General features: G+C 66.7%; 25 protein-coding genes. 8 read left to right on the top strand and 17 right to left on the bottom strand.

The features are described 5' to 3' along the window. The first annotated feature begins 126 nt into the window (after positions 1 to 126). A complete protein-coding gene (locus tag GFY24_RS07590; RefSeq protein WP_153804306.1) occupies positions 127 to 456 on the top strand; it encodes a type VII secretion target in 330 nt (109 codons plus the stop codon). Next, positions 453 to 2,024, top strand: a complete 1,572-nt coding sequence (locus GFY24_RS07585; RefSeq protein ID WP_153804305.1) for a hypothetical protein — start codon at positions 453 to 455, stop codon at positions 2,022 to 2,024. The genes GFY24_RS07590 and GFY24_RS07585 overlap by 4 nt, the downstream gene beginning before the upstream one ends. Positions 2,025 to 2,182: 158 nt before the next feature. On the opposite strand, the gene GFY24_RS07580 is transcribed toward GFY24_RS07585, so the two are convergent. Then, positions 2,183 to 2,932 carry an SDR family oxidoreductase gene (locus GFY24_RS07580; RefSeq protein WP_153804304.1) on the bottom strand — a complete coding sequence of 250 codons (750 nt, stop codon included), beginning with the start codon at positions 2,930 to 2,932 and terminating at the stop codon, positions 2,183 to 2,185. Positions 2,933 to 3,183: 251 nt separating this feature from the next. Between GFY24_RS07580 and GFY24_RS07575 the strand changes: the two genes are divergently transcribed. Further along, positions 3,184 to 4,059: a TIGR03619 family F420-dependent LLM class oxidoreductase gene (locus tag GFY24_RS07575; RefSeq protein ID WP_153804303.1), complete on the top strand. Its 876-nt coding sequence runs from the start codon at positions 3,184 to 3,186 to the stop codon at positions 4,057 to 4,059. On the opposite strand, the gene GFY24_RS07570 is transcribed toward GFY24_RS07575, so the two are convergent. From GFY24_RS07570 to hisS, 3 genes are all read right to left on the bottom strand, one after another. Beyond that, entirely contained in the window at positions 4,060 to 5,070 is a 1,011-nt protein-coding gene (locus GFY24_RS07570) for a malate dehydrogenase (protein WP_309230584.1), read from the bottom strand. A 693-nt stretch (positions 5,071 to 5,763) separates the two neighbouring features. Further along, the gene (locus GFY24_RS07565; RefSeq protein WP_309230583.1) at positions 5,764 to 6,411 is read right to left on the bottom strand and encodes a hypothetical protein; all 648 of its coding nucleotides are present in this window, start codon (positions 6,409 to 6,411) and stop codon (positions 5,764 to 5,766) included. 196 nt (positions 6,412 to 6,607) lie between these two features. Next, the gene (gene hisS, locus GFY24_RS07560) at positions 6,608 to 7,882 is read right to left on the bottom strand and encodes a histidine--tRNA ligase (RefSeq protein WP_309230582.1); all 1,275 of its coding nucleotides are present in this window, start codon (positions 7,880 to 7,882) and stop codon (positions 6,608 to 6,610) included. 172 nt (positions 7,883 to 8,054) lie between these two features. Between hisS and GFY24_RS43590 the strand changes: the two genes are divergently transcribed. The 5 genes from GFY24_RS43590 (at position 8,055) to GFY24_RS07545 (ending at position 11,295) form a co-directional block, all read left to right on the top strand. After that, positions 8,055 to 8,408, top strand: coding sequence for a helix-turn-helix domain-containing protein (locus tag GFY24_RS43590; RefSeq protein WP_375336013.1), 354 nt, complete (start codon positions 8,055 to 8,057; stop codon positions 8,406 to 8,408). Positions 8,409 to 8,446: 38 nt separating this feature from the next. Continuing rightward, positions 8,447 to 8,959: a transposase gene (locus GFY24_RS41700; protein WP_309230581.1), complete on the top strand. Its 513-nt coding sequence runs from the start codon at positions 8,447 to 8,449 to the stop codon at positions 8,957 to 8,959. 11 nt (positions 8,960 to 8,970) lie between these two features. Beyond that, positions 8,971 to 9,552, top strand: coding sequence for an RNA-guided endonuclease InsQ/TnpB family protein (locus tag GFY24_RS43585; protein WP_375336021.1), 582 nt, complete (start codon positions 8,971 to 8,973; stop codon positions 9,550 to 9,552). Between the two features lie 3 nt (positions 9,553 to 9,555). Then, on the top strand, positions 9,556 to 10,365 hold the full coding sequence (locus GFY24_RS07550; protein WP_309230580.1) for a peptidylprolyl isomerase: 810 nt from the start codon (positions 9,556 to 9,558) through the stop codon (positions 10,363 to 10,365). A gap of 375 nt (positions 10,366 to 10,740) precedes the next feature. Beyond that, entirely contained in the window at positions 10,741 to 11,295 is a 555-nt protein-coding gene (locus GFY24_RS07545; RefSeq protein ID WP_153804301.1) for a hypothetical protein, read from the top strand. A 106-nt stretch (positions 11,296 to 11,401) separates the two neighbouring features. Here GFY24_RS07545 and GFY24_RS07540 read toward each other — a convergent pair whose 3' ends face one another. The 13 genes from GFY24_RS07540 to GFY24_RS07480 form a co-directional block, all read right to left on the bottom strand. Then, complete coding sequence (locus GFY24_RS07540; protein ID WP_309230579.1) at positions 11,402 to 11,788, bottom strand: DUF4913 domain-containing protein; 387 nt, start codon at positions 11,786 to 11,788, stop codon at positions 11,402 to 11,404. Then, on the bottom strand, positions 11,785 to 13,644 hold the full coding sequence (locus tag GFY24_RS07535) for a type IV secretory system conjugative DNA transfer family protein (protein WP_153804300.1): 1,860 nt from the start codon (positions 13,642 to 13,644) through the stop codon (positions 11,785 to 11,787). The genes GFY24_RS07540 and GFY24_RS07535 overlap by 4 nt, the downstream gene beginning before the upstream one ends. 37 nt (positions 13,645 to 13,681) lie before the next feature. Then, the gene (locus GFY24_RS07530) at positions 13,682 to 14,284 is read right to left on the bottom strand and encodes a hypothetical protein (protein ID WP_309230578.1); all 603 of its coding nucleotides are present in this window, start codon (positions 14,282 to 14,284) and stop codon (positions 13,682 to 13,684) included. 115 nt (positions 14,285 to 14,399) lie between these two features. Next, entirely contained in the window at positions 14,400 to 14,708 is a 309-nt protein-coding gene (locus GFY24_RS07525) for a transposase (RefSeq protein ID WP_153804299.1), read from the bottom strand. After that, positions 14,705 to 18,298, bottom strand: a complete 3,594-nt coding sequence (locus tag GFY24_RS41695; RefSeq protein WP_228566089.1) for a hypothetical protein — start codon at positions 18,296 to 18,298, stop codon at positions 14,705 to 14,707. The genes GFY24_RS07525 and GFY24_RS41695 overlap by 4 nt, the downstream gene beginning before the upstream one ends. Positions 18,299 to 18,304: 6 nt before the next feature. Then, on the bottom strand, positions 18,305 to 19,795 hold the full coding sequence (locus tag GFY24_RS07515) for an SCO6880 family protein (RefSeq protein ID WP_153804298.1): 1,491 nt from the start codon (positions 19,793 to 19,795) through the stop codon (positions 18,305 to 18,307). Continuing rightward, complete coding sequence (locus GFY24_RS07510; RefSeq protein ID WP_153804297.1) at positions 19,792 to 21,270, bottom strand: hypothetical protein; 1,479 nt, start codon at positions 21,268 to 21,270, stop codon at positions 19,792 to 19,794. Before GFY24_RS07510 ends, GFY24_RS07515 begins: the two co-directional genes overlap by 4 nt. Before the next feature lie 68 nt (positions 21,271 to 21,338). Then, a complete protein-coding gene (locus GFY24_RS07505; protein WP_153804296.1) occupies positions 21,339 to 22,163 on the bottom strand; it encodes a hypothetical protein in 825 nt (274 codons plus the stop codon). A 52-nt stretch (positions 22,164 to 22,215) separates the two neighbouring features. Next, positions 22,216 to 22,479: a hypothetical protein gene (locus tag GFY24_RS07500; protein ID WP_153804295.1), complete on the bottom strand. Its 264-nt coding sequence runs from the start codon at positions 22,477 to 22,479 to the stop codon at positions 22,216 to 22,218. Further along, positions 22,479 to 22,775: a hypothetical protein gene (locus GFY24_RS07495; RefSeq protein WP_153804294.1), complete on the bottom strand. Its 297-nt coding sequence runs from the start codon at positions 22,773 to 22,775 to the stop codon at positions 22,479 to 22,481. Before GFY24_RS07495 ends, GFY24_RS07500 begins: the two co-directional genes overlap by 1 nt. Positions 22,776 to 22,818: 43 nt before the next feature. After that, complete coding sequence (locus tag GFY24_RS07490; protein ID WP_153804293.1) at positions 22,819 to 23,052, bottom strand: hypothetical protein; 234 nt, start codon at positions 23,050 to 23,052, stop codon at positions 22,819 to 22,821. A gap of 99 nt (positions 23,053 to 23,151) precedes the next feature. Beyond that, complete coding sequence (locus GFY24_RS07485) at positions 23,152 to 23,811, bottom strand: hypothetical protein (RefSeq protein WP_194852780.1); 660 nt, start codon at positions 23,809 to 23,811, stop codon at positions 23,152 to 23,154. Beyond that, a complete protein-coding gene (locus GFY24_RS07480; RefSeq protein ID WP_153804292.1) occupies positions 23,808 to 24,683 on the bottom strand; it encodes a hypothetical protein in 876 nt (291 codons plus the stop codon). The genes GFY24_RS07485 and GFY24_RS07480 overlap by 4 nt, the downstream gene beginning before the upstream one ends. Positions 24,684 to 24,686 lie beyond the last annotated feature (3 nt).

The raw sequence follows: 24,686 nt of genomic DNA, 5'->3' as shown, positions 1-24,686 counted from the left end.
ACTCCGAAACGACCCCGACCTGCGGCGTCGAGACATGCGCCACGCCGGGCTGGACGCTCAGTGGGCTATATTCGCAACCGCATGTCTTTTCAACTCGACGCAGTCACGACGTTTTGGGGGGCTCCGATGGCCGATCTCTCGGTCGACACCGACGCGGTCCGCGGCTTCGCGACCACGCAGCACGGCGTAGCCGCCGATATCGCCGGCACCGGCGGGCTCGACGCGGTCTCGCATGTCGCGGCCATGACCCCGGTCTTCGGGCTCATCGGCGCGGACTTCCTGGCCAGCTTCGCCGTCGCCGAGCTACTCCACGACAAGGACATCAACGCGCTCTCCGCGCGGTTCACCCACCTCGGCCAGGCCGCCTTCGGCTCCGCCGCCACCTACGACTCGACCGACAGCTCCTTCGCGAGCGGGCTGGGGAGCGTGGCGAGCCAGATCGGGGAGCAGGCATGAGGCCCATCGACTCCGGAGTGATCGGACTCGCGCACCCCGGCGGCGCCGGGGAATCAGGGGCCGTCGCCGGCGCTGACGCATTGCACGCCGTAACTCCCGGAGCTCTTCCGGCGTTGCCGCTCGGGGAGTTCCCGGCCGATATGCCGGATATCGAACCGCCCGCATTCGCCCTGTCCCGCAAGGAATTCGAGCAGGAAGGCACGCCGCTCTCCGGTGGATTGCCGCACTTCCCCGGCGGTAGCGGCGACACCCATGCGGCCTCGGTCCTGGACGGTGCCATCTCCCCCGCGCTCGACTCCGCGCACGGCGTGCTCTCGGGCGCGCAACAGACGCTGAGCACCGCGCAGAGCGTGGTCGGAGCCGCTCAGGCGGCCTTGAACAGCGTGCCCGCCGCCTTGAACGCCGCCCAGGCCGCCTTCAACCAGGCCGCAGGCAGCCCGGTGTTGCCGCCGCTGCCGGCCGATCCGGTGGGCGATCTCATGAAGGGCCTGTCGGTCCCCGCGATCCCAGGTATCGATGCCCTCTTCAAACCCTTCCTGGACTTGATCAACAGCTTCGGCACCGGCGTCCTGGGTTCCCTGAATCCCGCCACCCTGCTGAGCCAGGGCTCGAAGTACATCGAGAGCGCCGTCCAAATCGGTAGTGGCGCTTTGAAAACCGTCGAACAGCTCTGGCAGGGCCAGGCATCGACCAAAGCGCAATCGGCGGGCCGGCAGGCGCAGAATCACGGCGAGGAAACCACCCAGCGCGGCTTCGACCTCTCCACTCTCACCGAACAGGCCGCCGCGGTGGTCCAACGCGGCAATATCCAACTCACAGCCATCGCCCAATCCTTCGCCACCCAGGCCACCGCCCTCGCCCCGGTAGCCCTGACTCACCCGGGCCAAACCGCCCTGATCGCTGCTGCCACAGAACATCTCAGCTCGGCGATCACGGTGGTCAACCTGACCCACGGCGAACTCTCCGGCTACACAGCCCAACTCAACGCCCTCATCGCCCAACTCGCCGGCCAGAACGGCGGCGTGAACCCGGCCGAGGTAGCCCACTCCCTCGCCCAGAATGTCGGCCAGCCCATCCTGGAAAAGGCTAAATCCCTCCTCGAGGGCGCGATGAACCCGTCCGCCGCCAACCCGTCCGGACTCGCCACCCCCGGCTCCCCCACGGATCTGGATACGAAGGCAGCAGGTCTCGGTGGTGGTGGCGGCGGAGCCGGTGGTGGCGGTGCGGGCGGAGGCGCCGGTCTCGGCGGCGGCATCCCCTCGATCCCCGGCGGCCCCGGCTCCTCGATCCCCGGCGGCCGAATCGCCGCCCAGGCCAACCCCTTCGGCTCCGGCACGGCAGGCGCCCCCGGCATCGGCGGCCCAGGCAACCCCGGTTTCATGGGCTCCCCCGGGGCCGCGGGAGCGGGCCGCGGCGGCTCCGACCAGGAGTCCTCCCGCACCGTCCAGCACTACCAAAGCGTCTCCGCCGAAAGCGAACTCACCGGCAACCTGGGCGCTGCGGGCCCCGGCGTCATCGGCCAACCCGACGATGAACCCACCGGCGACTACGACACAGATCAAACCTGAAATTCCACCCGAACGGCGCTGAACATAGTGATGCCGCGGCCTCGGAGTAGCTGCTCCGAGACCGCGGCATCGCGGGGGCCGAGACCGAATGCGGATTTGTACACCTCGCGGGCGACGGCCACCGATTGTGGGCCGGGATCCATGCCCGGCGGGGGCGGTCAGACCGCGGTGGGGCGGACCTGGGCGTCGATACCGCCGTCGATTACGAATTGGGCGCCGTGGATGAAGCCGGCGTCGGGGCCGAGCAGGTACTTGATCAGGGAGGCGATTTCGGCGGGGGTGCCGTTGCGGCCGATGGGGGCCACGAAGTTGCGGATGGCGTCGCCGTAGCGGGGATCATCCATGCCGGCCCGGAGCAGCGGGGTGTCGACGCTGCCGGGGGCGACGGTGTTGAGGCGGACGCGGGCACTGCCCCATTCGGTGGCGCGCTGGCGAACTGCCACGGTGACAGCGTTCTTGGAGGCGGCGTAAGCGTATGAGCCTGCGAAATCGCCTGCGGCGGTGAATGCTTCGGATTCGGTACCCAAATTGATGGGGTTCTCCTCCCACTTGATGTGGGTGGAGGCTACCGACGAAACCACCACGGCCGCAGGGGATTCGCCCTTTTGCAGGGCGGGGAAGAGGGCGTCGAGGAAGGCGACGGTGGCGCGGTAGTTGATCTCGACCACGAAGTTGGGGTCGGAGACGTGCGGGCCGACTCCGGCGCACAGCACCAGGCCGTTCAGGACGCCACCGGAGCGTTCCAGCACCGCGTCTACGGCCGCCGCGCGGGCGGCCGGATCGGTGAGGTCGGCGGTCACGTCGGCATTGCGCAGGTCGATGCCGATGATGTCGTGGCCCGCCGCGGTGAGCGCGGCGGCGGTGGCCGCTCCGATGCCCGACCCGGATCCGGTGATGGCGATGGTCATGCCCGAGATTAGAACAAGGTTCAACTGCCCAGGGCAACCCCGTGGGCGCGTCATCTCAGCCACCGAGACCGTTGCGGTGGCGTGCGCGGATGCTGCGATACAACAGATGTTGCACTTCAGCGCCGCTGAAATGGCTGTCGCGGTTTCGCCCCGATTCATCGCCATCGCGCGCATTCCGGGCTAACATCACGACAAGAAACTGGAATCTGTTCTAGTTTTCGCACCTTGCTCACTGTCGAGAGGACGACCCGATGCGCTTCACCTATGCGGAGGCGATGACCAACCCGGATTACTACATCCCCCTCGCTCAGGCGGCCGAGGCGGCCGGGTTCGACAGCATCACCATCGCGGACAGCATCGCCTACCCCGCGGAGTCGGACTCGAAGTATCCGTACACCCCGGATGGCAATCGCGATTTCCTGGACGGCAAGCCGTTCATCGAGACTTTCGTACTGTCGGCGGCGATCGCCGCGGCCACCACCACGCTGCGGCTCACCCCGTTCGTGTTGAAGCTGCCGATCCGCCCGCCGGTGCTGGTCGCCAAGCAGGCGAGTTCGCTTGCGCGCCTGAGCAATAACCGTTTCGCTCTCGGTGTCGGCATCAGCCCGTGGCCGGAGGATTTCGAGATGATGGGCGTCCCGTTCGAGCGCCGCGGCAAGCGCCTGGACGAGTGCATCGAGATCGTGAAGGGCCTGTCCACCGGCGAGTACTTCGAGTACCACGGCGAGTTCTACGACATTCCCAAGATCAAGCTCACCCCCGCACCCACCGAGCCGCTGCCGATCCTGGTGGGCGGGCACAGTGACGCGGCGCTGCGACGCGCGGTGCGGCTCTCGGACGGTTGGATGCACGCGGGCGGTAACCCCGAGGACCTGGACAAGTACCTGGCCCGCATCAACGAATTGCGTAGCGAGCGTGACAATCCCGGCGAGTTCGAGATCCACGCCGTCTCCTACGACGCGTACACCCCGGATGGTGTGAAGCGCGTCGAGGAGAAGGGCATCACCGATGTGATCGTCGGCTTCCGCAACTCGTACGCCAAGGAGCACGACACCGAGACCTTGGAAGAGAAGATCACCAAGATCAAGTGGTACGGCGACAACATCATCGCCAAGGTCCGCGGCTAGTCAGGAACGCTTGGCGAAGCCGAGCTCGATCACCGCATCGCGCTCGGCCGCCAGCTCCGCGACGCTCGAATCGATTCGGGCACGGGAGAATTCGTCGATCTCCAGCCCCTGCACAATGCGGTACTCACCATCGGCACAGGTCACCGGGAACGAGCTGATCAGGCCCTCCGGAACACCGTAGGAACCGTCCGACGGCACCGCCATCGAGACCCACTCCCCATGCGGAGTGCCCAGCGCCCAATCATGAATATGGTCGATGGCAGCGCTGGCCGCACTGGCTGCCGACGAAGCCCCACGGGCCTTGATGATCGCGGTCCCGCGCTGCTGCACGGTCGGAATGAAGTCGTCCTCCACCCACGCTGGATCATTGATCAGTTCGAGCGCGGGCTTACCGGCGACGCTGGCATGCGAGAGATCCGGGTACTGCGTCGCGGAGTGATTGCCCCAGATGGCAATTCGATGGATCTCCGCCGCAGCCGCCCCGGTCTTCTTCGCTACCTGCGCAATAGCGCGATTGTGATCGAGCCGAGTCAACGCGGTGAACCGGGCGGCGGGCACATCGGGCGCATTGCTCATGGTGATGAAAGCATTGGTATTGGCCGGGTTTCCGACCACCAGAACCTTGATGTCCTGTGCCGCATTGGCATTGATGGCCGCACCCTGATCGGTGAAGATCGGCCCATTCGCGGCCAGCAGATCCGACCGCTCCATCCCCGAGGTACGCGGCCGCGCACCAACCAGCAGCGCGATATTCGCCCCATCGAACCCGACCCACGGATCATCGGAGATATCGATCCCGTCCAGCAACGGAAACGCCCCATCCTCCAACTCCATGGCAACGCCTTCGAGCGAGGACACCGCGGCGGGAATCTCCAACAGCCGCAATCGAACCGGAGTCTCCGACCCCAGCAACGCCCCCGAAGCAATCCGGAACAACAGCCCATAAGCGATTTGTCCAGCAGCACCGGTAACGGTGACGGTCACAGGTGCAAGCCGAGCGGCAGTGCTCACGACGAACTCCTAGCGCTAGTCGGTTCTCGCCCAACCCTAACCGCCCTCACCCCGCCCCCACCCTGTCGGTGAGCCCCATCGTGAGCAAAGAGACATCCACCGCAAATACACCTCGCCCGGCTCGCATCCGCCTACCGACCGGCACGGTGCTGCAACATGGATGTACTCATGCAGGGGGCTACTCGGCGTTTACCAGCGCCATTACATGCATGTTGTCGGCTCCCCCGGGGAATCCGACAAACGGTATGGTAGATGGCTTGTGCACGGGGCCTTCGTAGCCGAATACCCTGCGGAACATCACGTTCCAGCGGGGTTCGGAGGAGGGCCAAGATTCTTCGGAGTGGGAACCTCGCCTGCCGTACCCGACTTTCGCTCCCCCTTTGGGAGCCGCACTCTCACCTACCAGCCCGGCTGGCAGGCCGTGGTACCGATCTCGAGCAAAAAAACAAACCCCAAAGACCAAAACCCCCAAACCGCCCACCCTCGAAGCCATCACACCCCGTGTCTAACCCGCACACCCCTTTATACGGGGTGTGCTGTGTCGAGGAGGGGTGTGATGGCTCGATACAGGGGTGCGCCGTCAGCCCGAGACCCCTCACCTTGTCTGAATTGTCCACTTCAGGTCGGTGGTTCTTCTTGTCCGGGCGTCTTTTGTCTTGTTCGTTCTTGGTCTGCTACGAAGGTCCGGGACCATCACCGAGCAAGTTGGGCGATATCGGCGTCGGTGAGGACCACGGTGGAAACGGCGTCCCGATCACGAACCAGGCCAACCGCGCGATAGAGCGGCCGCTCCTCGGCATAGGCATCGCGGACTTCGGCCCGGGACTGCCGGATGAGCAGGTCGGAGACGGCGAGAGCAGCCGCCAATGGACACGCCGCCAACGCATCGGCCAGTTTGCGCAGACCCAGGGCGTGGAGTTCACGGCCATCGCCGCTGTCGGTGTACATACCGAGCGGGATGATGCGGGTGTCCGGACCTGCGGTCACGCGTAGCAGGATCCGGCTCAACCGCCCCGGGTGGACCAGGATCTCCACGCCCGTGGCGTCGGCAATGTCGAGACTTCGCTCCCCCCGCCAGGTCCGTGCCCGAATCACTGTGCCGGAGAGCCGGATTCGTCGACGCTGCACGGCGATGGCATAAAGCGCGGTCGGTGCGCCGAGTACCAGTCCGATCGCGATTGCGACCGGCCAGTTCACCAGTATCGCCGCGAGCAACCCGACACCGACCCCGATGCCGATGGCGGCGAGGGTGAGTCTGCGGAGTGCGGGGGCGAGCAGCTCCGGGGCAATGAGGTCGAGCCCGACCTCATTGGCGGGCCCGGGCGTGGATTGTTCAGTCACGGTTGCGCATTCGTCCGGGTGGCGCGCCGGTCGGCGTGGCGCGCTGGTCCGCGCACCGTCCGGCACGCTACCAGCAGTGTCGTGCGATCCGCCCGGATTCGGGCGGGTTCGACCGGCCGTCGCACTCGGTTTTACCGCAATGAAATACCTCGTCCCGGAGAGCTTTTCAGCTTTCCGGGACGAGGGGCGAACTGTCCTATTCGGCGGCGAGGGCCGCGGTCACCTGGGCTACGGCTTCTGCCAGTGGGATCTGGCGTTGTTCACCGTTGCTGAGGTCCTTGAGCCCGATTTCGCCCTCGGTGACCTCACGGTCGCCGAGTACCAGGGCGAAACGCGCACCGGACTTGTCGGCCGCCTTCATGGCGCCCTTCATGCCGCGCCCACCGTAGGCGAGGTCGGTGCGGATGCCGGCGGCACGCAGTTGCGCCGCGAGCGCGACCAGGTGCTGCTTGGCGATATCGCCCAGCGGCACGCCGAACACGTCGATGCGCGACCCGTCGGTGGCGGTCTTGCCCTCGGCTTCGAGCGCGAGCACGGTCCGGTCCACGCCGATTCCGAAGCCGATACCGGACAGCGGCTGCCCGCCGAGTTCGGCCATCAGCCCGTCATAGCGTCCGCCGCCGCCGATACCGGATTGCGCGCCGAGCCCGTCGTGCACGAATTCGAAGGTGGTCTTGGTGTAGTAGTCGAGGCCGCGCACCATGCGCGGGTTGACCACGTACGGCACGCCGAGCGCGTCGAGGTAGCCGAGCACCAGTTCGAAGTGCGCCTTGGCGGATTCGGACAGGTGGTCGATCATGAGCGGCGCGTCGGCGGTCATTTCCTTGACCTCGGGCCGCTTGTCGTCGAGCACACGAAGCGGGTTGATCTCGGCGCGGCGGCGGGTCTCCTCGTCCAAAGGCAGCTTGAACAGGAAGTCCTGCAACAACTCCCGATACTGCGGGCGGCAGCTGTCGTCGCCGAGGGAGGTGAGTTCGAGCCGGAATCCGTCGAGTCCGAGCGACCGGAAGCCCCGATCGGCAATCGTGATGACCTCGGCGTCCAGGGCCGGATCGTCGACGCCGATGGCCTCCACGCCGACCTGCTGCAACTGCCGGTAGCGCCCCTTCTGCGGGCGTTCGTAGCGGAAGAATGGCCCGGCATAGGCGAGCTTGACCGGCAACTGCCCGCGATCGAGCCCGTGCTGGATGACCGCGCGCATGACGCCGGCGGTGCCTTCGGGCCGCAATGTGAAGCTCTCGCCATTGCGGTCGGCGAAGGTCCACATCTCCTTGCTGACCACGTCGGTGGACTCACCCACACCGCGCGCGAACAGCACGGTTTCCTCGAAGATCGGCAGCTCCACATGCCCGTATCCGGCCAGTCGCGCGGTGTTCAAAAGCGTGTCGCGTACGGCGACGAACTCCGCGGAGCTGGGAGGCAGATAGTCGGGTACACCCTTCGGGGCACGGAAGCTGCTGGTCTTGGTCACAGCGTCCAGTTTTCCCCATGGTGCTCCGACAAGTCCAACCGGTTACGGGCACAGCACAGCTAACGGGTCGCATGCGGCGCGCGGATGGAGCCGGCAAATCGGGACATTCTCCGCCGATTCACCTCAACTCGAACATATTTGCGAGTCTCGCCGATATGGTTCGACACAATCAATGGAGCGTGCTGGACCGAGCAGAGAAAACGGGGCAAGTGTGGCGAAGTTCCGAGCACGCCCCGGGTGGGTGTTTCAGGCATACCGATTCGCATTGGACCCCAGCGCAAGCGTCGAGCAGGCACTGCGGTCACACTGCGGGGCCGCTCGTTCGACCTATAACTGGGCGGTGGACTGGGTGACGGCAGCATGGCGGCAGCGCGCCGCCGAACGGTCGTACGGCATTCCCGACGCCCAGCTCACCCCCGCTGCGACCGTATTCCCTGCCCGCGCTACGAAGGGTCTTCAACCAGATCAAGCACACCGATCCACGGTTCGCCCACTGGTGGCGAGAAAACTCGAAAGAGGCATATAACACCGGATTGTCCGCAGCCGCAGCTGCATTCGATTCGGGTGGAGCCGGACCTCCGCCACGTCACCCTTCCCCGGCTCGGAACCATCCGTACCCACGAATCCACCCGCGCACTTGAACGTCGTCTCCAGGCTGGGACCGCCCGGGTCCTGTCTGCGACAGTCCGCCAGGAACGCGGCCGCTGGTTCGTCGCCTTCCATGTGGAGACTCGGCGCGACACGCTCGACCCCACTCGACCAGAGATCGCTGTCGGCGTCGATGTCGGGATCAAACATCTGGCGGTGTCGGCGGCGAGTGACGGTGAAGTCCGCTACGAAGCCAACCCCGCTCACTTACAGACGGCGCTCAGTCGGCTGCGACGGGCGTCGCGGGTGGTCGCACGGCGACGCGGATCCGATCGAAAGAAAGGCACTCCGGCTTCGCGCCGCTGGGAAAAGGCCAACCTGCAGCGAAACCGTATCCGTCATCGGGTGGCGAACCTTCGCGCTGATGCGCTGCACCAGTTCACATCTCGAGTACGCCGGAAGACGGCACTGTCGTCGTCGAGGATTTGAATGTGGCGGGAATGCTGCGGAACCGGAGGTTGGCGCGGCGTATCGCCGACGCGAGTTTCGGCGAGATACGTCGGCAACTCACCTACAAGGGCGATTGGGCCGGTACCACGACGGTGGTGGCAGATCGCTGGTTTCCCAGTTCGAAAACCTGCTCGGCATGTGGGTTAGTGAAAGCCAAACTGCCACTACATGTTCGGGTGTTCCAATGCGACGGATGTGGCCTGATCCTGGATCGGGACGTGAACGCCGCCACCAACCTCGCCGCTCTCGCGGTGAACGTTTCCGCTGGTACCGGAGTGGCCGGAGACCAGGACGTAACCACGTCGAATCCTCGCCGAGCCGACCGTAAGACCCGAATCACTCGCCCGGGCGTCGCCGGGGTGGGCCGGGCTGGTGGCGGAAACCCGCCAAGCAGCGGAAGGAAACGAGAGACCGTCCTCAGGACACCACTGCCGTTGGGTTTTGGTGATGCCGAAACGGACCATCCGAGCAGAAAAACTCGGATCGCTGAAACTGACAATGAATCAGCGACGGATGTCTCAGGAAGTGATGGCACACTACTATCCCGGAAGCAACCGATACGGAGGGACTAGCTAGTGCCGAGCAATGAACAGCGACGCGCTGCGGCGAAACGGAAGCTGGAGCGTCAGGTCGCAAGTCGGGCCCAGCGGGCGCGCAAGCGCAAGCAGCTGACCATCGTCGCCTCTGCAGTGGGTGTCGTGGTCGCGGTCGCGGCGGGGGTCGGCATCTACTACTGGACCAAGGGCGATGACGACAGCAAGACCACCGCGAGCGCCGCGTGTGATTACCGGCCCACGCAGACCCCGGCGGCCCGCCAGGTGGACAAGCCGACGGTCGACAAGCCGTCGGATGTGAAGGCCGCCAACGCGACTCTGGATACCACGCAGGGTCCGATCGGCGTGCAGTTGGATGCGAAGCAATCCCCTTGCACCGTGGCCAGTTTCGAGAGTCTGGCGAAGCAGAAGTTCTTCGACAGCACCACCTGCCATCGCATGACCACCGGTGAGGGTTTGAAGGTGTTGCAGTGCGGTGATCCGTCGGCCACCGGATCGGGCGGCCCGGGTTACCAGTTCGACAATGAGTACCCGACCACCAAGTACGCCCCGATGGATCCGGCCGCGCAGCAGCCGATCGATTACAAGCGCGGTGTGCTGGCGATGGCCAATGCCGGTCCCGATCCGATGGATGGCGGCGGCACCAACGGTAGCCAGTTCTTCCTGGTCTACGGCGATTCCAAGCTGCCCCCGCAGTACACAATGTTCGGCACGGTCGACGAGGCCGGTCTGGCCACGCTGGACAAGATCGCCGCGGCGGGTGTGCAGGGCGGCGGTGGCGATGGCAAGCCCGTCGATGACGTAACCATCCAGTCGGTCCGAATCGACTGACCGGCATGGTTTTTCGGGCCCGGCAGCACTCGCTGCCGGGCCCGTGCTGTTTCGCCGCGAAACCTCCGAGAAGCGGCCATCGAACCTTCTGTGTAAGGCTTTCCTAACCAAAGAAAATCCTGAGTTTTCCGCACACTGCCGGAATTGTGCGATATATGCTGTATCGCGACGCGCGCGTGCGGCGGTATCCAAGTTCTCGCTGGTAATCTCGTAGAAAGGAGTACGAAGCGGCGTAGTAAAGCCGCCTCCCAGTGCTCCCGGTGTCCACGTTATGCAGGCGGGACTTGACTACCCGAATCACCGTTCGTGTGGCGATGTCCGTGACGAAGCACCACAATCATCCATAGTGATCACTGCAGCATCGGGGAGCATGCGATGGCCGAGGAACTCGACGACATCGGCCGCGAAACCGCGGCGATGATGAGGCAAATGTTGCAGCTCGCGACACTTGTCGCGCTGCGCACCCGGGAACGTGGCCAGAAAGAAGCGGAAGCCCGCGTCAAAGTCACCGAAGCCCGGCAGAAGGAAGCCCGTGAGCGTCAGCTCCGGGAGGCAGCGGATGCCAAGGCGAAGGATCCGCGCAATGTAGAACTTGCGCGCATGATCGAAAAGCCCCCGCTCGACAAGGGCGTATCGCTGGAGAAGGACCGGTTCGCCGCGCAGGCCGAGGCCACTCGTATGGCCGCGACCCAGTCCGCGATGAACAAGTCCCTCGTCCGATACGACTCCGTCGAGCGCCGGACCGCTCTGGCCCAACATCTTTCGCGGATGGGTATCGCGCCGGAACTGGCGGCGGTGCGCATGCTGATGGAGGTCGGGCAGGCGCAGTCCGCGGCGGAAGCGGTGAAGGCCAGGGAGCAGGAGGTCGCGGTCGCACAGCGCCGGGCCCGGGAGCAGGAGAGCCGCGGTCGCGAACGAGTACGTTCCTGACCATCGGTTCCTGAACGAGCGGGCGGATCGCGCTCATCCGAACACGATCCGCCACAACGCTTCTCGCTCAATCCGGCAGCGATGCCGATAGGCGATCCCGCGCGGCTCACATCCGGAAATCACCCATGGTGGGATCGGTGAAGAGTCCCTGCGTCGGCGACTTCAACGGTAGCGGCGTCAGCATGTCCTTGTGACCGTTGCGCACGCTGCAGTACTTGAACGGCCCTTTGGGGTCGAACAGTTTGGCCATGTGCGGGTCGGCGTGATCCAGAAACCACACGGACAGACCGGTTTTCCCGTCTTTGCGGAGGTACTCCCACGCGCGCCACATGGCATCCAGGCGCGCCAGGGCCTCCGCGTGCTTCCACCACTCCGGGCACCAGACGGTATCGCTGATATCGGTGACCTGCCGCCGATACACCAGGCTCATATAGTTCTCCACGAACTCCACCACGCTCGCGTAGGCCATGGGTGTTTCCTGCTGTTCGTTCACAGCGGCCGAACCTCCTCAATCTGCCCGGCGTCACTCGCCGGTTCTGCCTTGATCAACGACGGCGCGTCGATCAGATCAACGATTTCGGTCTTGCGACGCGGTGACGGATCGTGGTGCGTGATGGACTTGCGCACCTCGTCTTTGTATTCGCCTTCCCACCACGGCACGGTGCGCACCAGCACCGCCGGTGTGCCGGAGGAGAATACGATGGCCCGCCCGCGCGGCAGGGTGGCCAGGCCGTTCACGCTGAAGGTGCGTGAGGAGCCCAGCGAACGCGAATAGCTCTTGCCACCGGAGGATTCCGAGACCGACCGGGAGATGCTGTCGTAATCGCCGATGGCCTCGGAGCGTTCGGTGAGGAACTTGGTATCGTCCACACCGCTGCCGAGCACCTTGATATTGGCGGCGGCCCAGAGCGCTTCCATACCGTCCGCACCCCAGCAGCGCGCGCCCTGCGCCCAGGATTGCAGCACGGTCATGACCACGATGCCGCGCGAGCCGAAGTGGCTGTACTGCTTGGGAAGATCCTTCCAGCGCACCACATTCGCGGCCTCGTCGAGCACCGCGAGCAGCGGGATCTCCAGGCGGCCGGCGTGCGAGCGGGACGCCTCGCGGGTGGCGACATCGATAACCGCCTCGGTGAGCGCGCTGACCAGTGGTGCGGCCGAACCGCGACCCTCCAGTGAGAGGCAGTACAGCGTGCCGTTGTCGCGAATGAAGGCGAGCTCGTCGAATTGCGTGCCACCGAATTCCCTGGTGATCCAGCGATGCACATTCGACAGCTTCAGGCAGCGCACCATCTTCTTGGCGGTACCGAAAACGCCACTGCGCGTGCGCTCGTCGACGTTGTACTGCTGCGCCAGACCAGAAGCCATGAAGTGGAACCGCCCGGAGCGGCGCAGCAATTCGATGGGTTCGGTGTCCTGCGGGTTGGTGACCCATTCCCACACCTGGGTGATGGGGCGGTCGTCCACCGCGGCGGCCAGGAACAGACCGGCGAGCAGATCCTCGGCCTCCTGGTCGAAGAAGCTGTCGGTGGAGGTGGCGACCGAACCGGAGCTGTCGTCACCGTCGGCGAAGTGACCGGCCAGGCGGGCGGCGCGCATCTCGCAGCCTTCGCTGCGGGCGTCGACCCAGGCCAGCGGATCCCAGTACCAATTGTGTGCGCGGTCATCGGAATTCATCGGATCGATCGCGATGTCCTGCGGATCGAAGATGTAGATGGGGCTGCCCTTGGAGCCACGCACATCGCGGGTGGCATCGACCACATCGCGCTTGTTCGAGGTGACCAGGACCGGGCCGATGGCGGCGAGAATGGCAGGGATGACGCGCGAGGTGGTCTTGCCCTGGCGCGGGCCCCAGATATCGATGTGCAGGTCCTCGTAGGAGCCGTACAGCATGCAGCCGTCGGCGACCGAGAGGCCGATGGGGACGCCGGGCATATCGTCGCGGCCCAGGCGCATGCCGAGCTGGTCGGCCTTCTCCCGGACACCGGCCTCGGTGAGCGCCTTGATGGCCCCGCCATTGCCCATGTAGTCGGCCTTGTCGTCGACCGCCAGGCGTCCGACTGCCTTGCGCGCCTTGGCCCTTTGCTTGTACAGCAGGTAGCCGACGACGCTCAGGACCACCAGTGCCACGATCACCGTGGAACCGATGGGCCACTCCAGTTTGCCCTTGGCCAGCGCTACGCCGATGGCGATCGGATTGATCGGCACATCCTGCTTCGGTGTCGAGATCAGATTGCCCAACTGGATTGCCAGCCAGAGGGTTCCGAAGATCGCGAAGCCCGCGTAGATCAGATGCAGCGTCGTGTCCGGGCCCGGGTCGGCCGGGTCCTTCACCGGTGCTTTCGCCATCTCCAGCCTCCTCAGATGACCTGAATGTAGTTGCCGCTCAACGGAATCCGTCGAGCAGCCAGGTGCCGTTGGTACGTACGACGGTAGCGACGACCGTACTGGGTGCGAGCGGCGTGCGCCGCCCGTCCGGGTAGACGACCGTCTGCTCGATACCGATCTTGTATTGCTGCCGATTCGGATCCGCGCCCGGCGGGGCGCTCTCACCCGAGGCGAAGGCGAACGCCTCGATATGCGCTCCGGCCTTACCCCAATCGGCCCACTGCAGCGTCGCCTTCGGCGTCTCGGCGCTCGTGGGTGGTGTGTCCAGTGTACGGATGAGGGTGGGACCCAGCCATTTCCGTGCCCGGCCCAGCGGCGAACTCTGCGCTTCGGTGGCCGGATACCAGGTGAAGATCTCGCGCAGCGCCGCCACCGCCACACCGTCGGGCGTGGTCGGATCGGGTGCCGGGACACTCTCCAGCAAGCGGGTGGTGGAGGTGGGCGGATTCAGCTTGCTCGGCCCGGAATCACCGCCACTGCCACTACCGCACGCGGACACCAGCATTGCGACGCTCACCACCAGCATCACCACCAGTTTCGTGCGTTGCCCAGTCCTTCGCACGGTGACCGCACCGACCGATTCACGGGCAGCGAACGGCACCGAACCTTGCCTCCAGGCTAGTCGCTGGGACCGACACCCGGGCCATACCAGCGGGTTTCCCGACTCGGCGTGTCCACGCACGGGTGCCCCGGTCATAGGGTCTTCCGGCGCGCGGTCATATGCCGCGCTTGGCGTCGTACAGGGTTTCCACCAGGGTGCGGTTCATCTCCGCGGCGGCGGCGAGCTGCTGTTGCAGCAGGGCTACCTTGCGGCGCAGGTTGATGGCGTCCATCTGTTCCAGGCCCGGGGTTTCGGCGGCGCGGACCCAATTGCGCACCGAATTGGTGTGCACGCCAATCTGTTCGGCGACCACCCGGCACGCCTCGGATTCCGAGCGCAATTTTCCGGTGAGCGCGATGACCTGCTCGACCGCGGCCTGACGCACCTCCGGCGAGACTCTCCGATACGACCTGTGCGGCATCATTCGGTGCTCCCGTCGTCGGTGCCGCGGCGGGCGGTGGATTCGGTGAATTCGCTGAAACGCTGGTTGGTGTCGTGGATTCCGCTCTCCCTCTCGGACCACGTGAACTCCATGTGGAACGGGATGCCAGGGCGGCGGTCCTCACCGATTTTGAGCAGGAATTTACCGGTGCCGGGAGCGGGTGGACGCTGTTGGCCGGGCTTGAGCGCCTCACCGGTGAGGGCTTGGGGCGCAGACCAACTGGTCACCATGTCCTCCTCGGCGGAGGTGAAGGGCACGATGGAGTCCAGGCGGGAGATCTCCTCGGCGGGTAGCGCACCGAAGATCTTGGCGCGCGCGCGTTCGAGGAAGCCGAGTGCCTTGGAGATGGCGGCTTCCGAGCCGAGCGCCTGCAGGTCCTTGATGGTGTGGCTGATCATGATGAGGGAGGTGGCGATACCGCGTTGCAGACGCGTCAATTCGTCTACGCGGTCGACCATGAAGTCGCCCAGACCCAGCACCTGCCAGAGCTCGTCCATGACGACCTGGAAGTAGCGCTGCGGACCCATATCGGCGTCCGCGAGCACGTGCGCGGCCTCCACCGACGCGAAACCGTCGGCCCAGCAGGCCAGCATGACCGCGGCCTTGAGTTTCTTGTCACCGCTCGGGATATGCGAGACGTCGATGCAGACGGCGGTGGCGGTGGTGTCGATGGGAGTTGTGGTCTGGCCGTTGAAGATCGCGCCGAACGGGCCCTGGGTGAGAGCGCGCAGGGAGCGGCGCAGACCCTTGATGGCGTTCTGGAATTCGTCCGGATTATCGGCGCCGGCGTCGAGTTGGAGTTCGTCGCCGCCCGCCACGATCACCTCGAGCAGGTCCTCGATGATCGGGGGCTTGTCGGGGGTGAATTTGCTGCCCGGGCGGTACAGGATGCGTAGCGCGGTGGAGATGAGGGTCTCCTCGTAATCGCGTACGCGCGCACCGCGAACCAGCTCCACCAGACCGGCGACCAGGGTGACCTGGCGGGCGCGGAGTTCCTGCATGACCTGGGTCTGCAGGGCGGGATGCTCGTCCAGCATGGGGACGATGGAGCCGAGCACGCCCGCGGCGAGGGGATTCAGCTTGCCGAAGCCGTAACCCAGGTCGATGACCTGACCGCCGACCAGCTCCACCAGCTTGCGATAGTCGGGCTTGACGTCGGCCAGGATGAGCGGGGTGATGCCCTGCGCTACACCGCCGAGGACGATGCGGCGCACCAGCGAGGACTTACCGAAACCGTTGAGCCCCAGGACGAAGAGGCTCGGTGCGGTGATGAAACTGCCGCGCATGAACCAGTTCATCGGGTCGAAGCAGACCGGTGCGCCGGTGTGCAGATGCGAGCCGAGCGGGGTACCGATCAGCGGTGCGCCCGCGCCCACCGACCAGGGCCAAAGACCCGCGACTTGCGCTGTGGTGGCACGGTATTCGACGGGCCGGCCCACCACGTTCATGCGCCCGCCGCCCGCGCCGATATAGCCGCGATCGGTGAGTTGCTGTGTCGTACGGTCGAATTCGTCGAAGCTGCCGTACTCCATGCGTTCCGCGCGCGCGGCGAAGTTCCGGCGGCGCAGATCATCGGTGTGCAGTCGGAAGGTCGCCCACAGCGCCCCGAGCCCGTTCTGCTCCCGCGCGGTCACCTCGTATTTGGCTCGCGCCGAATCATCGAGCAGCTTCGGCCCGGAGTTCTTCTTCCGCGCCGCGGCCTTCCGCTTGGCCTCGGCGGCCCGCGCCGCCTTGGCCTGAGCCGCCTTCTCGCTCTTGTCCATCCGCGCGGCCCCCCGCTGCTTATCATCGGCCCCGCGCTCGCCGCGTCCGCGCCCACGCGCCGACCGCTCCCCCGGCTCACCATCGGGTCGCGGCCGTCGCGCGCGCCCGGGAGCAGCGGGGGCTCCCGCCGCGCGGCCACCCAAATGCACCCGATCCGGATCGGTGGGCCGCTTACGCCCCTCCCCCGAACCCCGCTGTCCCGCACGATCATTCGCCCGAGGAGTCTCGTGCTCGCCGGCACGCGGCGCATCACGCCCATCGGCGCGCGGATCTCGCCCCTCACCGCGCGTACCACCACGCGATGCCTCACGGCCCTTGCCGCGCGATTCCTCTCGACTGTCACGGCGGCCGCCACGATCTTCACCGGTGGAACGGCCTTCGCCCTGCTGCCGGTCCCGCTCAGCGCCGGCCGACCTACGCCGCTCACGCCCTGCCGGGTCGGCGGTGCGCCCCCGACCCTCGATCTCGCCGGGCCGCAGACCTTCTTGCTCCCCCGCACCGGCGCGTTCCCGCGATCCAGGCTCATTGACCCGCGAGACCTCTCGACCGGGGCGCGCCTCACGCCGCCGCTCGGCCGGGATCGATTCGGACGCGTGAACGCCTTCCAGCGCATCGGTTCCAGCGTTCATCTCACGGCGCGAGCGGCGGTCGGCGCTCGCCTCACCCTGCTCAGGTCCGCGATCACCCGCGCGGCCAACGGATTCGGGCGACCCCGTCCCCACCACGACGTCCGCGCCGCTACTGCGATCTCCGTCCATACGCTCCCCCTCGACCCGTTGCGAACCACGTGGGCGTACACCCGCCGCGGCGCGAGGCGCCTGCTCGCGCTCCGACTGTTCCGAGCCATGAAGAAACTCCGAGGAGGTCGCCGAATCTCCGGCGCCCACACCACCATCCGGCCGTTGTGCAGCGGCGCCAGGGGCGGACCACTCCGCACCCGCCCGGAGACCCGTCGACGCCCCTCGCGGTCCATACGCCGAATCCGCTGCGCGCGAACCGCTTTGTGGATCGGCGAACTCCGCGGCATCGGCATCCGGCCGCGCTGGGCTGCCGGCAGACCGGGTGTGGGATTCACGGCCGCTCGGCTGCGCGGAGCGCGGAGCCGGTTCCGGCTCCAGAGTGGGCAACTTGCCGCCCGGTGCCCGGGTACTCGACCGCGTGATGTCGCCGCGCCGCTCCCGATGCGCCGTCTCCGATTCCACTGCGGATTCGGAGGTTTCCGCGCCGGGGCGCGCATCGCCCGCCCGTTCCCGAGACGAAGGAGGGGTGGTAGCCGATACCCGCGACGCTCCAGGTCGTTCCCGATCTGCGGCAACCGATTCCACATGCGGAGTGGAGTTGTCCACTGCCCGCACCTTATCGGTCGAGCGTTCCCGGTTCGGATGGGTCGTGGTGTTCGATACCCAGTCGGCGCTGGAGCGTAGGGCGGCGGCGGTGCGTTCGCGGTCGGCTATTTCCTCCGGGGAGAGGTAGTTTGTGGACTCCGAGACCGGGGTGGCCGCTGGGGACGGCTCTCGCGCGGACGACGAAACTCCTTCGGCCGCAACTGCGGTCGGCTCCGGGGTTTCGGGGTCGGGGCCGATTTGCTGGGGGGCCTCGGGGACGGGGTCGCGGCGGAGGAGGCGGCGGTCGGGGAGGGTGCCGCGGCGGGGGCGGTGTTCGTCGCGGGCGACGCGGGAGGCCGGGCGCGGCTCGGGCTCGCCGGGGGCGAGTTCGGGCTGGTCCGGTTCGGGGGTGTCGCGGCGGGCGGAACGGCGGGCGGGGGCCGCGTCGCGGTCCCGGACCGGTGGTTCGAAGTCACGTGGCATGAAGGGTTACCCCGCAAGTGCTTTCGGGATCGTGGCGTGTTCCGGCAGGATCACCCCGCACCCGAGCGAGGCCGCGAAGGCCGCCGCCTGGTAGCGGTAGCAGCGCCGGATCTTCAACCGCGACTGTGTGGACAGATCGCGGGTGATGGCTTCGATACGCGGCAGATCGCCACGCAGAGGTTCGGTGATGGTCACCAACGCCCCGAAGCGGGTCACACCGTGACCCCGGGCCTGTTCCTCACGCGCCTGCTGGGTGGCGCCGACGCGAATGGACGCGGCTGCCGAGACGACGCCGCGCTCACTCTGCTGCGCCACCAGGGCGTTCTTGAAATCGTCGTCCACGATCTGCGCGGCATCACCGGCCGAGTGCGGGCGGTACACGATGGTCACGCGCTTACGAGGCACTTCGGGATTCGGTGCGAGCAGCCGCTGCAGCACCCGCTCGTCGACCGCGCCCTCGGGTGCGGTGTCCATCTCCCAGGTGACCGAGCGCCCGCCGTCGTGAATGAAGTGATCCCAGCGCTCCTCGTGCGAGACCGGCCCGGCATCGGCCCAATCCAGCCCGTGCCCACCGGGTTCGCCCGCCGCCACCTCGAGATCGGCCTGCGAGGCCGGGTCGTAGCTGCGGCGAATGAAGGAGATGACATCCTCGGCCGACATGGGCTGGGCGCGCACGCCCGCCTCCGCCAGCGCCGCACAGATACCGGGCAGGCGACGGCCGATCTCGACCGCCTCTTCCGCCGGATTCTTGCGCCGCTCAGCGGTTGTCGCCTTGAAGGTGATGGCCACGCGCGGCAGCAACTGCACCCGTTCCTGCGGCAGCTCGGTCGCCAATTCGTACATGACCTGCTGCGCCAGATCCGGCGCTTCGGGCCGGGTGATGGCGGAAACCTCGGTGAGCAAACGGTTTCCGGTCTCGGGCACGGTATCGATGACCGGCACCACCGCCACGATGTCGGAGGTCTGGCCGAGCGAGGCCAGGAAGGTGCCCCACGCCGACACCCAGCGGTCGATGACCGGCTGATCGACGGCCTCGTGCCCCTGCGGCCAGGCCCGCAAAACCACTGTGTACTGGCCGAATTGGGGCAGGTGGATCATGCCGAAGCTGTATCCGCCCGCATCGATGCCCTCGTAGAGCCGCGAGGGCGCCATCAGTCCGGGCAGTCGCGTGACACCGCCCGGAATCCGGGAGAACCGGCCGCCGCGGTAGACGTGCTCGCCTTTACCGCGGCCGCGCAACCAATGGAACATCATCAATCCGTTCTCGTAGCCGGAGCGGCCACCCGTCCGCCACACCAGTGGAACCATCACGATCAGACCGAACCCGGCGACGATTAGCGCCGGCATCGGGCCGAAGATCATCGCCGTGAGCAGGCCGGTGATCACGACCGCGAAACCGACCACGGTCTCGCCCCAGCGCAGGCCGAAAAGTCCTGCGCTGCGCGGCTTCTGCCACAGACCGTAGGCCCGGCGCTCGTAGGTGTCGGTCATCGTCATCGCGGAATGGTGCTCCTGCCGAGGTCGGGTGAACGGTTGGCCCAGCGGTCACCGGCGAGGTCGCCCGCGGCGGCATCGGCCCGGTTCAGGCTGGCGGTGGCCGCCCGCACCTGGGCGACCCGGTTCGCGGCCGAGCGGGCCGCGCCTGACGGTACTGCGGCGGAGCTGCCCGGACCCGCAGGACTCGCGGTCGCGCCGCCGCCTCCGGGCGCGGGCCGTGGTGCGGGTGGGCGTGGACCGCCCCCGCCGCCCCCGCCGCCCGGACCGGCACCGCCCGGCGGTCGCCCGCCACGGCCCGGTCCGACATATCCGGCGGCTCCCGGTGCGGCCCCTGCCTTCACGGCGACCGCGCGCGAGCCGACCGCACCGACCGCGGCGACACCGACGAGGGTGCCGGTGGTGGCGGTCAGACCCGAACCACCGCTACCGACAATGGCGACGGCCGGGGTGGCCAGGCGCATGAGCGCCGGGAGCACGAAGGCCGCACTGCACAGCAGCACGATGGCGACCAGCATGCGCTGGGCCTGATCGGCATCGGGCAGACCGGCGGTGGAGGTCAGATCATCGGTATTGCCCGCGGTGACGAAGGCGATCATGTAGACGATCGCCGCCACCGGCTTGTAGAGCATGAACGCGATGATCCAGCTGATCAGCTTCGGATAGGACTGTCTGCCGGTATTGGTGCCCGAAGCCGCTGCGGCGAGCGGCAATACGCCCGCCGCGACTATCAGCAGGCCCTGACGCACGATGGCGAGCACGATCTGCGCGAGCGCGCCGAGCAGGCCGACGATCGCGATGATCAGGACCAGACCGGGCGAGAACGCTTGCAGCTTCGAGGTTTTCACCATCAGCTCGGCGAGATCCTTGGCCTGGCCGTTGGTGGCGTCATTGATCACCCACTCGGAGAACTTGTCCGAGGCTTGGGTGGCCGCGACGATCACCGCGCCCAGCATCCAGGAGCTGAACACCACTCTGGCGTACATGCGGAAGGATTCGGCCGCCTCACTGACCGCGGCTCCGCGTCTGGCCTCGGCAAGCTTTGCGCCGGAGAGGATTACAGACACCATCAACAAAAGTATCTGTACCTGATACGTGTAGTCGTTGATCTTGGTGAAGAGCGTTCCGGAGTCACTGACCCGTTCATTGGGCAGTTTCATCCAGAACGTCAACGCCAGGATCAGCGCCTCGCCCAGACCGTTCATGAGCGAGTCGACCACCTTGCCGAAGGTGGAATCCCACGCCTTGTCACGCACGGCCGCGGCTGCGTCACCCGGATGGGTCGCGACATTGCCGGCCTTACACGCGGCCGAGGCGGCATCGCCCAGACTCAATCCGGGCACGCCGAGACCGTCGAGCGAATCGTGTAATTGGTTGCAGGCCGGGTCGAAACCGTAGTCCTGTCCGTACGCCACTGTCGGCGTGGCGATCATGACGGTGAACACGACCGCGAGGATCGTAAAGATACGCCTCACCATGTGGTTCCACCCCTCAATGGGTCGCTGGGCCACTTCTGCACCATTCGTTCGTTCAACACCGTGTTCGGTCACCAACGTGTCCACCCCGCAAGGGAGTCCACGGTATCGGTCTGGGAAGCCTTGGAGGTCGACGGTTTGAGCCGCCAATCACCCGCGTCCCAGATCATGATCAGCCGCACGGCCGACCAGAGTTGTCTGCTGTTGACGACCGGACCGCGCACGGCGAGCCGCACAATGGCCATATCGTCGGCGTAGTTCTCGACCTGGAAGCCATCGGAGGCGACCAGATAGCGGGTCACCTTCTCCGGCTGCTGTTTCGGCAGTCGCTGATCGGCGAGCGCCTGGTCGTAGGCGGTCACCTGCTGGGCCGAGACACGCACCTGCCGGACGTAGAGTTCACGGTCGGCCGGGCGGGCATTGAGGCGGTAGGTGATCTGCGCCGCCGCCAGCGCTGCCCCCTGGGGGGTATGCGAATAGCCAACGGCCAGACCATCTTCCAGGCGCGCGGGACCGTCGGAGGTGGAGAAGGGCACCGACGCCCCGAATACCCGCTGCCAGCCGTGCGGATCGACCGTGCCCGCCGGGGCGGCGGTCAGCCAATCCTGATCGGAGGATTTGCGCTGCTTGCTCGGATCCTGCGGAAGCGGTTGCCCGGCAGCGTTATTGGGTACGTCGACGCGGCGGCCGAACAGATCCACCTCGGGCGCGGCGAAGCCGGTCGCGCCCGCCTCGGACGAAGTCGGGCTCGTCCCATCGGGTTTCACGGCCGCGGGGGTATCACCACGGCCGAGGTACACCACGACACCCACGATGATGATCAAGGTCACCACGGCCGCCGAGGCGATGACGCCGAACGAGACGCGGTCGCGCTCGGGCGACTCCTTCTCGCTCATCGTGGCGCCTCCAAAGTCTTTTTGTCACTGGACAATTGCGATGCCTGAACTCTTACGTCGGAAGTAGCGCGAGCGCGATGCCGCTGGCCGAACTCGCCATGATCGCACCGAGGAGGCTCATCACCACCCCGTGCGTCGCGTCATTGGCGGCCAGATCGCCCCGGAACGCGTACCACAGCCGCCCTGCCGAGAGGATCATCCAGGCCAGGCAGAGCAGCAGCACGCACCACAGCAGCCAGTCGATCAGCTGCATCATCGGCCGCAGCACATCGGCCGGCATCTGTTTGTAGGCCAGTACGGCCACTGCGGCGGACATTACGTGATCACGGCATTCATGATGGTCCCGGCACTGGTGGCGATGATTCCACCAATCATGGCTCCCGCCACCATCTTCGGCGACTCCAAACCGCCTCCCGTCCACTTCTCCCAGGCGAACTTGCCGCCCGCGTAGGTGATTCCCATGATTCCCGACAACAGGACGAACCAAGTGAAGTAACGAACCAGCTTCAGCAACTTCTCCGACGCGGGCGGGGCCTCGGGGGTCGGATTGCCGACCCCCTGGCCAAGAATGGTCCCGTACGCGTCGTGTACGGCGGCAAGGATCATGCTCATTGTCTGTCCTTATTCACTAGCAAATCGTCAATCACAACACCGCTCAGCGAGGTCCGTACGGACCCTGCGGCGGCTTCGGCCGCGACCGGCGCCGGATAACCAGCACCACCGCGGCGATGACGGCACCGAACACCGCCAGCACACCCAAAACCATTGCCAGCCAAACGAGATAGCGCACGAGCTTCATCCACCTGTCCGACTCCGGTGGCGCCTCCGGCGTGGGGTTGCCGATCTGGGCCAGCACCTCTGAAGCGGCGTGCAAGGTGGTTAGCATCATGGTTCGCGATCTCCAAACAGCCTGAGGCACCGCTCATTACGGCGCCAAAGGACAACTCTCGCGCGAAATCCGCTCGCGCGCAGCGCTTCACATCGTCGATCATGATCGCTCCCCGGCTTCGGGGGCGTCCGGGCGGGGTGCGTCCAGAGCGTCCTGCGCGGCGGCGACGATGGCGCTGCCGATCTCCCGGACGTCGGTCGTAACCTCCTGCAGCGCATCGGCTTTGCGTTTGCGCTGGACGGGGACCTGATCGCCCGGCGACCACACCGGGAGTTGGTCCGGCTCGACCAGGGTCCACTCCTCGTGCCACGGCATCTGCCAGACCTGACCGGCCAGCGAGCCCACTACCTCGCGGTAGCGGCGAATCTCGACCGGAATGCGGCCGGGGCGGGCGGCGACGGTCACCAGGCCCAGCACCTCACACGAGCCGGCCAGGCCCGCGTGATGCTGGCGCAGCAGGTCGTGGGCGCGGGTGAGCCCGGAGATGGTTTCGCGGGCGACCAGCACGACGAACGGGGATTCCCGATCGAAGCCGCCGGGCCAGCGGCGATACGAATCCGCCGCCGGCGCAAGCACATGCGCGAGGGTGCTGGCACCCGCGCCGCCGTGCACGCCGAGCAACCACACCAGGGGTGCGCGGCCTCCGCCGGGTACGGGACGGTCCCAAATCGGTGCACGGCGAGCCTCCGGGGGTGGCACCACACCAGCCGCCATAGCGGTTTCGGAGGAAGATCGGCGTTCCTTCATGGCTGCGGTCATGATGCCACCCCAGCAAGCAACCGGCGATACGCGCGGCGTGTCTCGGCGGCGAGATCGCTGTGCCGCACCAGTTCTCCGCGTGCCAGGTGCGGGTCGTAGGGCAGTTCGAGGATGTCACCGACCCAGCCGTCGAGGTGTTCCCGCAAATGGTCAGCGACCCGAGAGTCGCTGCCCGGCAACTGATGTGAGACGACGATTGTGGTGTCGCCGACAATTCCGCCCCCCTGTCCTTCGCCGGGTCCGCCGAACTGATCGTCAAGCCACTCGAGGGTCACCCGCAACCGGTTCGCGGCGTCCGCGCGGGCCGGAATGGCAAGCACGAGAGCGATATCGCCGTCCTCCAGCAGTGGACGCAGATGACGGCTGGCGATCGGGCTACCGCCGTCATAGACGGGCGTGTACCCCGAGTCGTTGATGGCGCGCGCGACCGTCAGATACGTGGCGCGGCGGCGCAGTGGGGCCGGATCGCGCCACAGCAGGCCGATGCCGGAGGTGGCGCGGGAGAGGCATTCCTTGAGCGGCGCGGCCTCGTCGTCACCGCGGCCGTAGAGCCACGATTGCAGGCTGATCGGGCTCAAATGCTCATCGGCGCCGCGTAATGCGAGATCGCTGCCCGCGAAAGTGGCGTCCACGGCTACTGTTTGCGCACCGCCCGCACCGATCTCACCGGCGATGCCGAGCGCGGTCGTGGTGGTGCCGGCACCGCCGCAGCCGCCGACCACCAGGATCGGGCGCTGCGCCGGACCGGGTTCGCCGGAGTCGCCGCGGCGCTTGCGCAGCCGCACCACCGGAGCCTTGGAACGCGTGGCGGGACTCGACGATTCGCCCTCTTCGGGCACCTCGTCGAGCCAGCGGCTCCAGTCCTGATCCATCGT

This window comes from Nocardia sp. SYP-A9097 (assembly GCF_009649815.1).
In the GTDB taxonomy this organism is placed as follows: Bacteria; Actinomycetota; Actinomycetes; order Mycobacteriales; family Mycobacteriaceae; genus Nocardia.
Note: the sequence above shows the minus strand (reverse complement) of the source record. Positions and strands in the feature narration are given on the sequence as shown.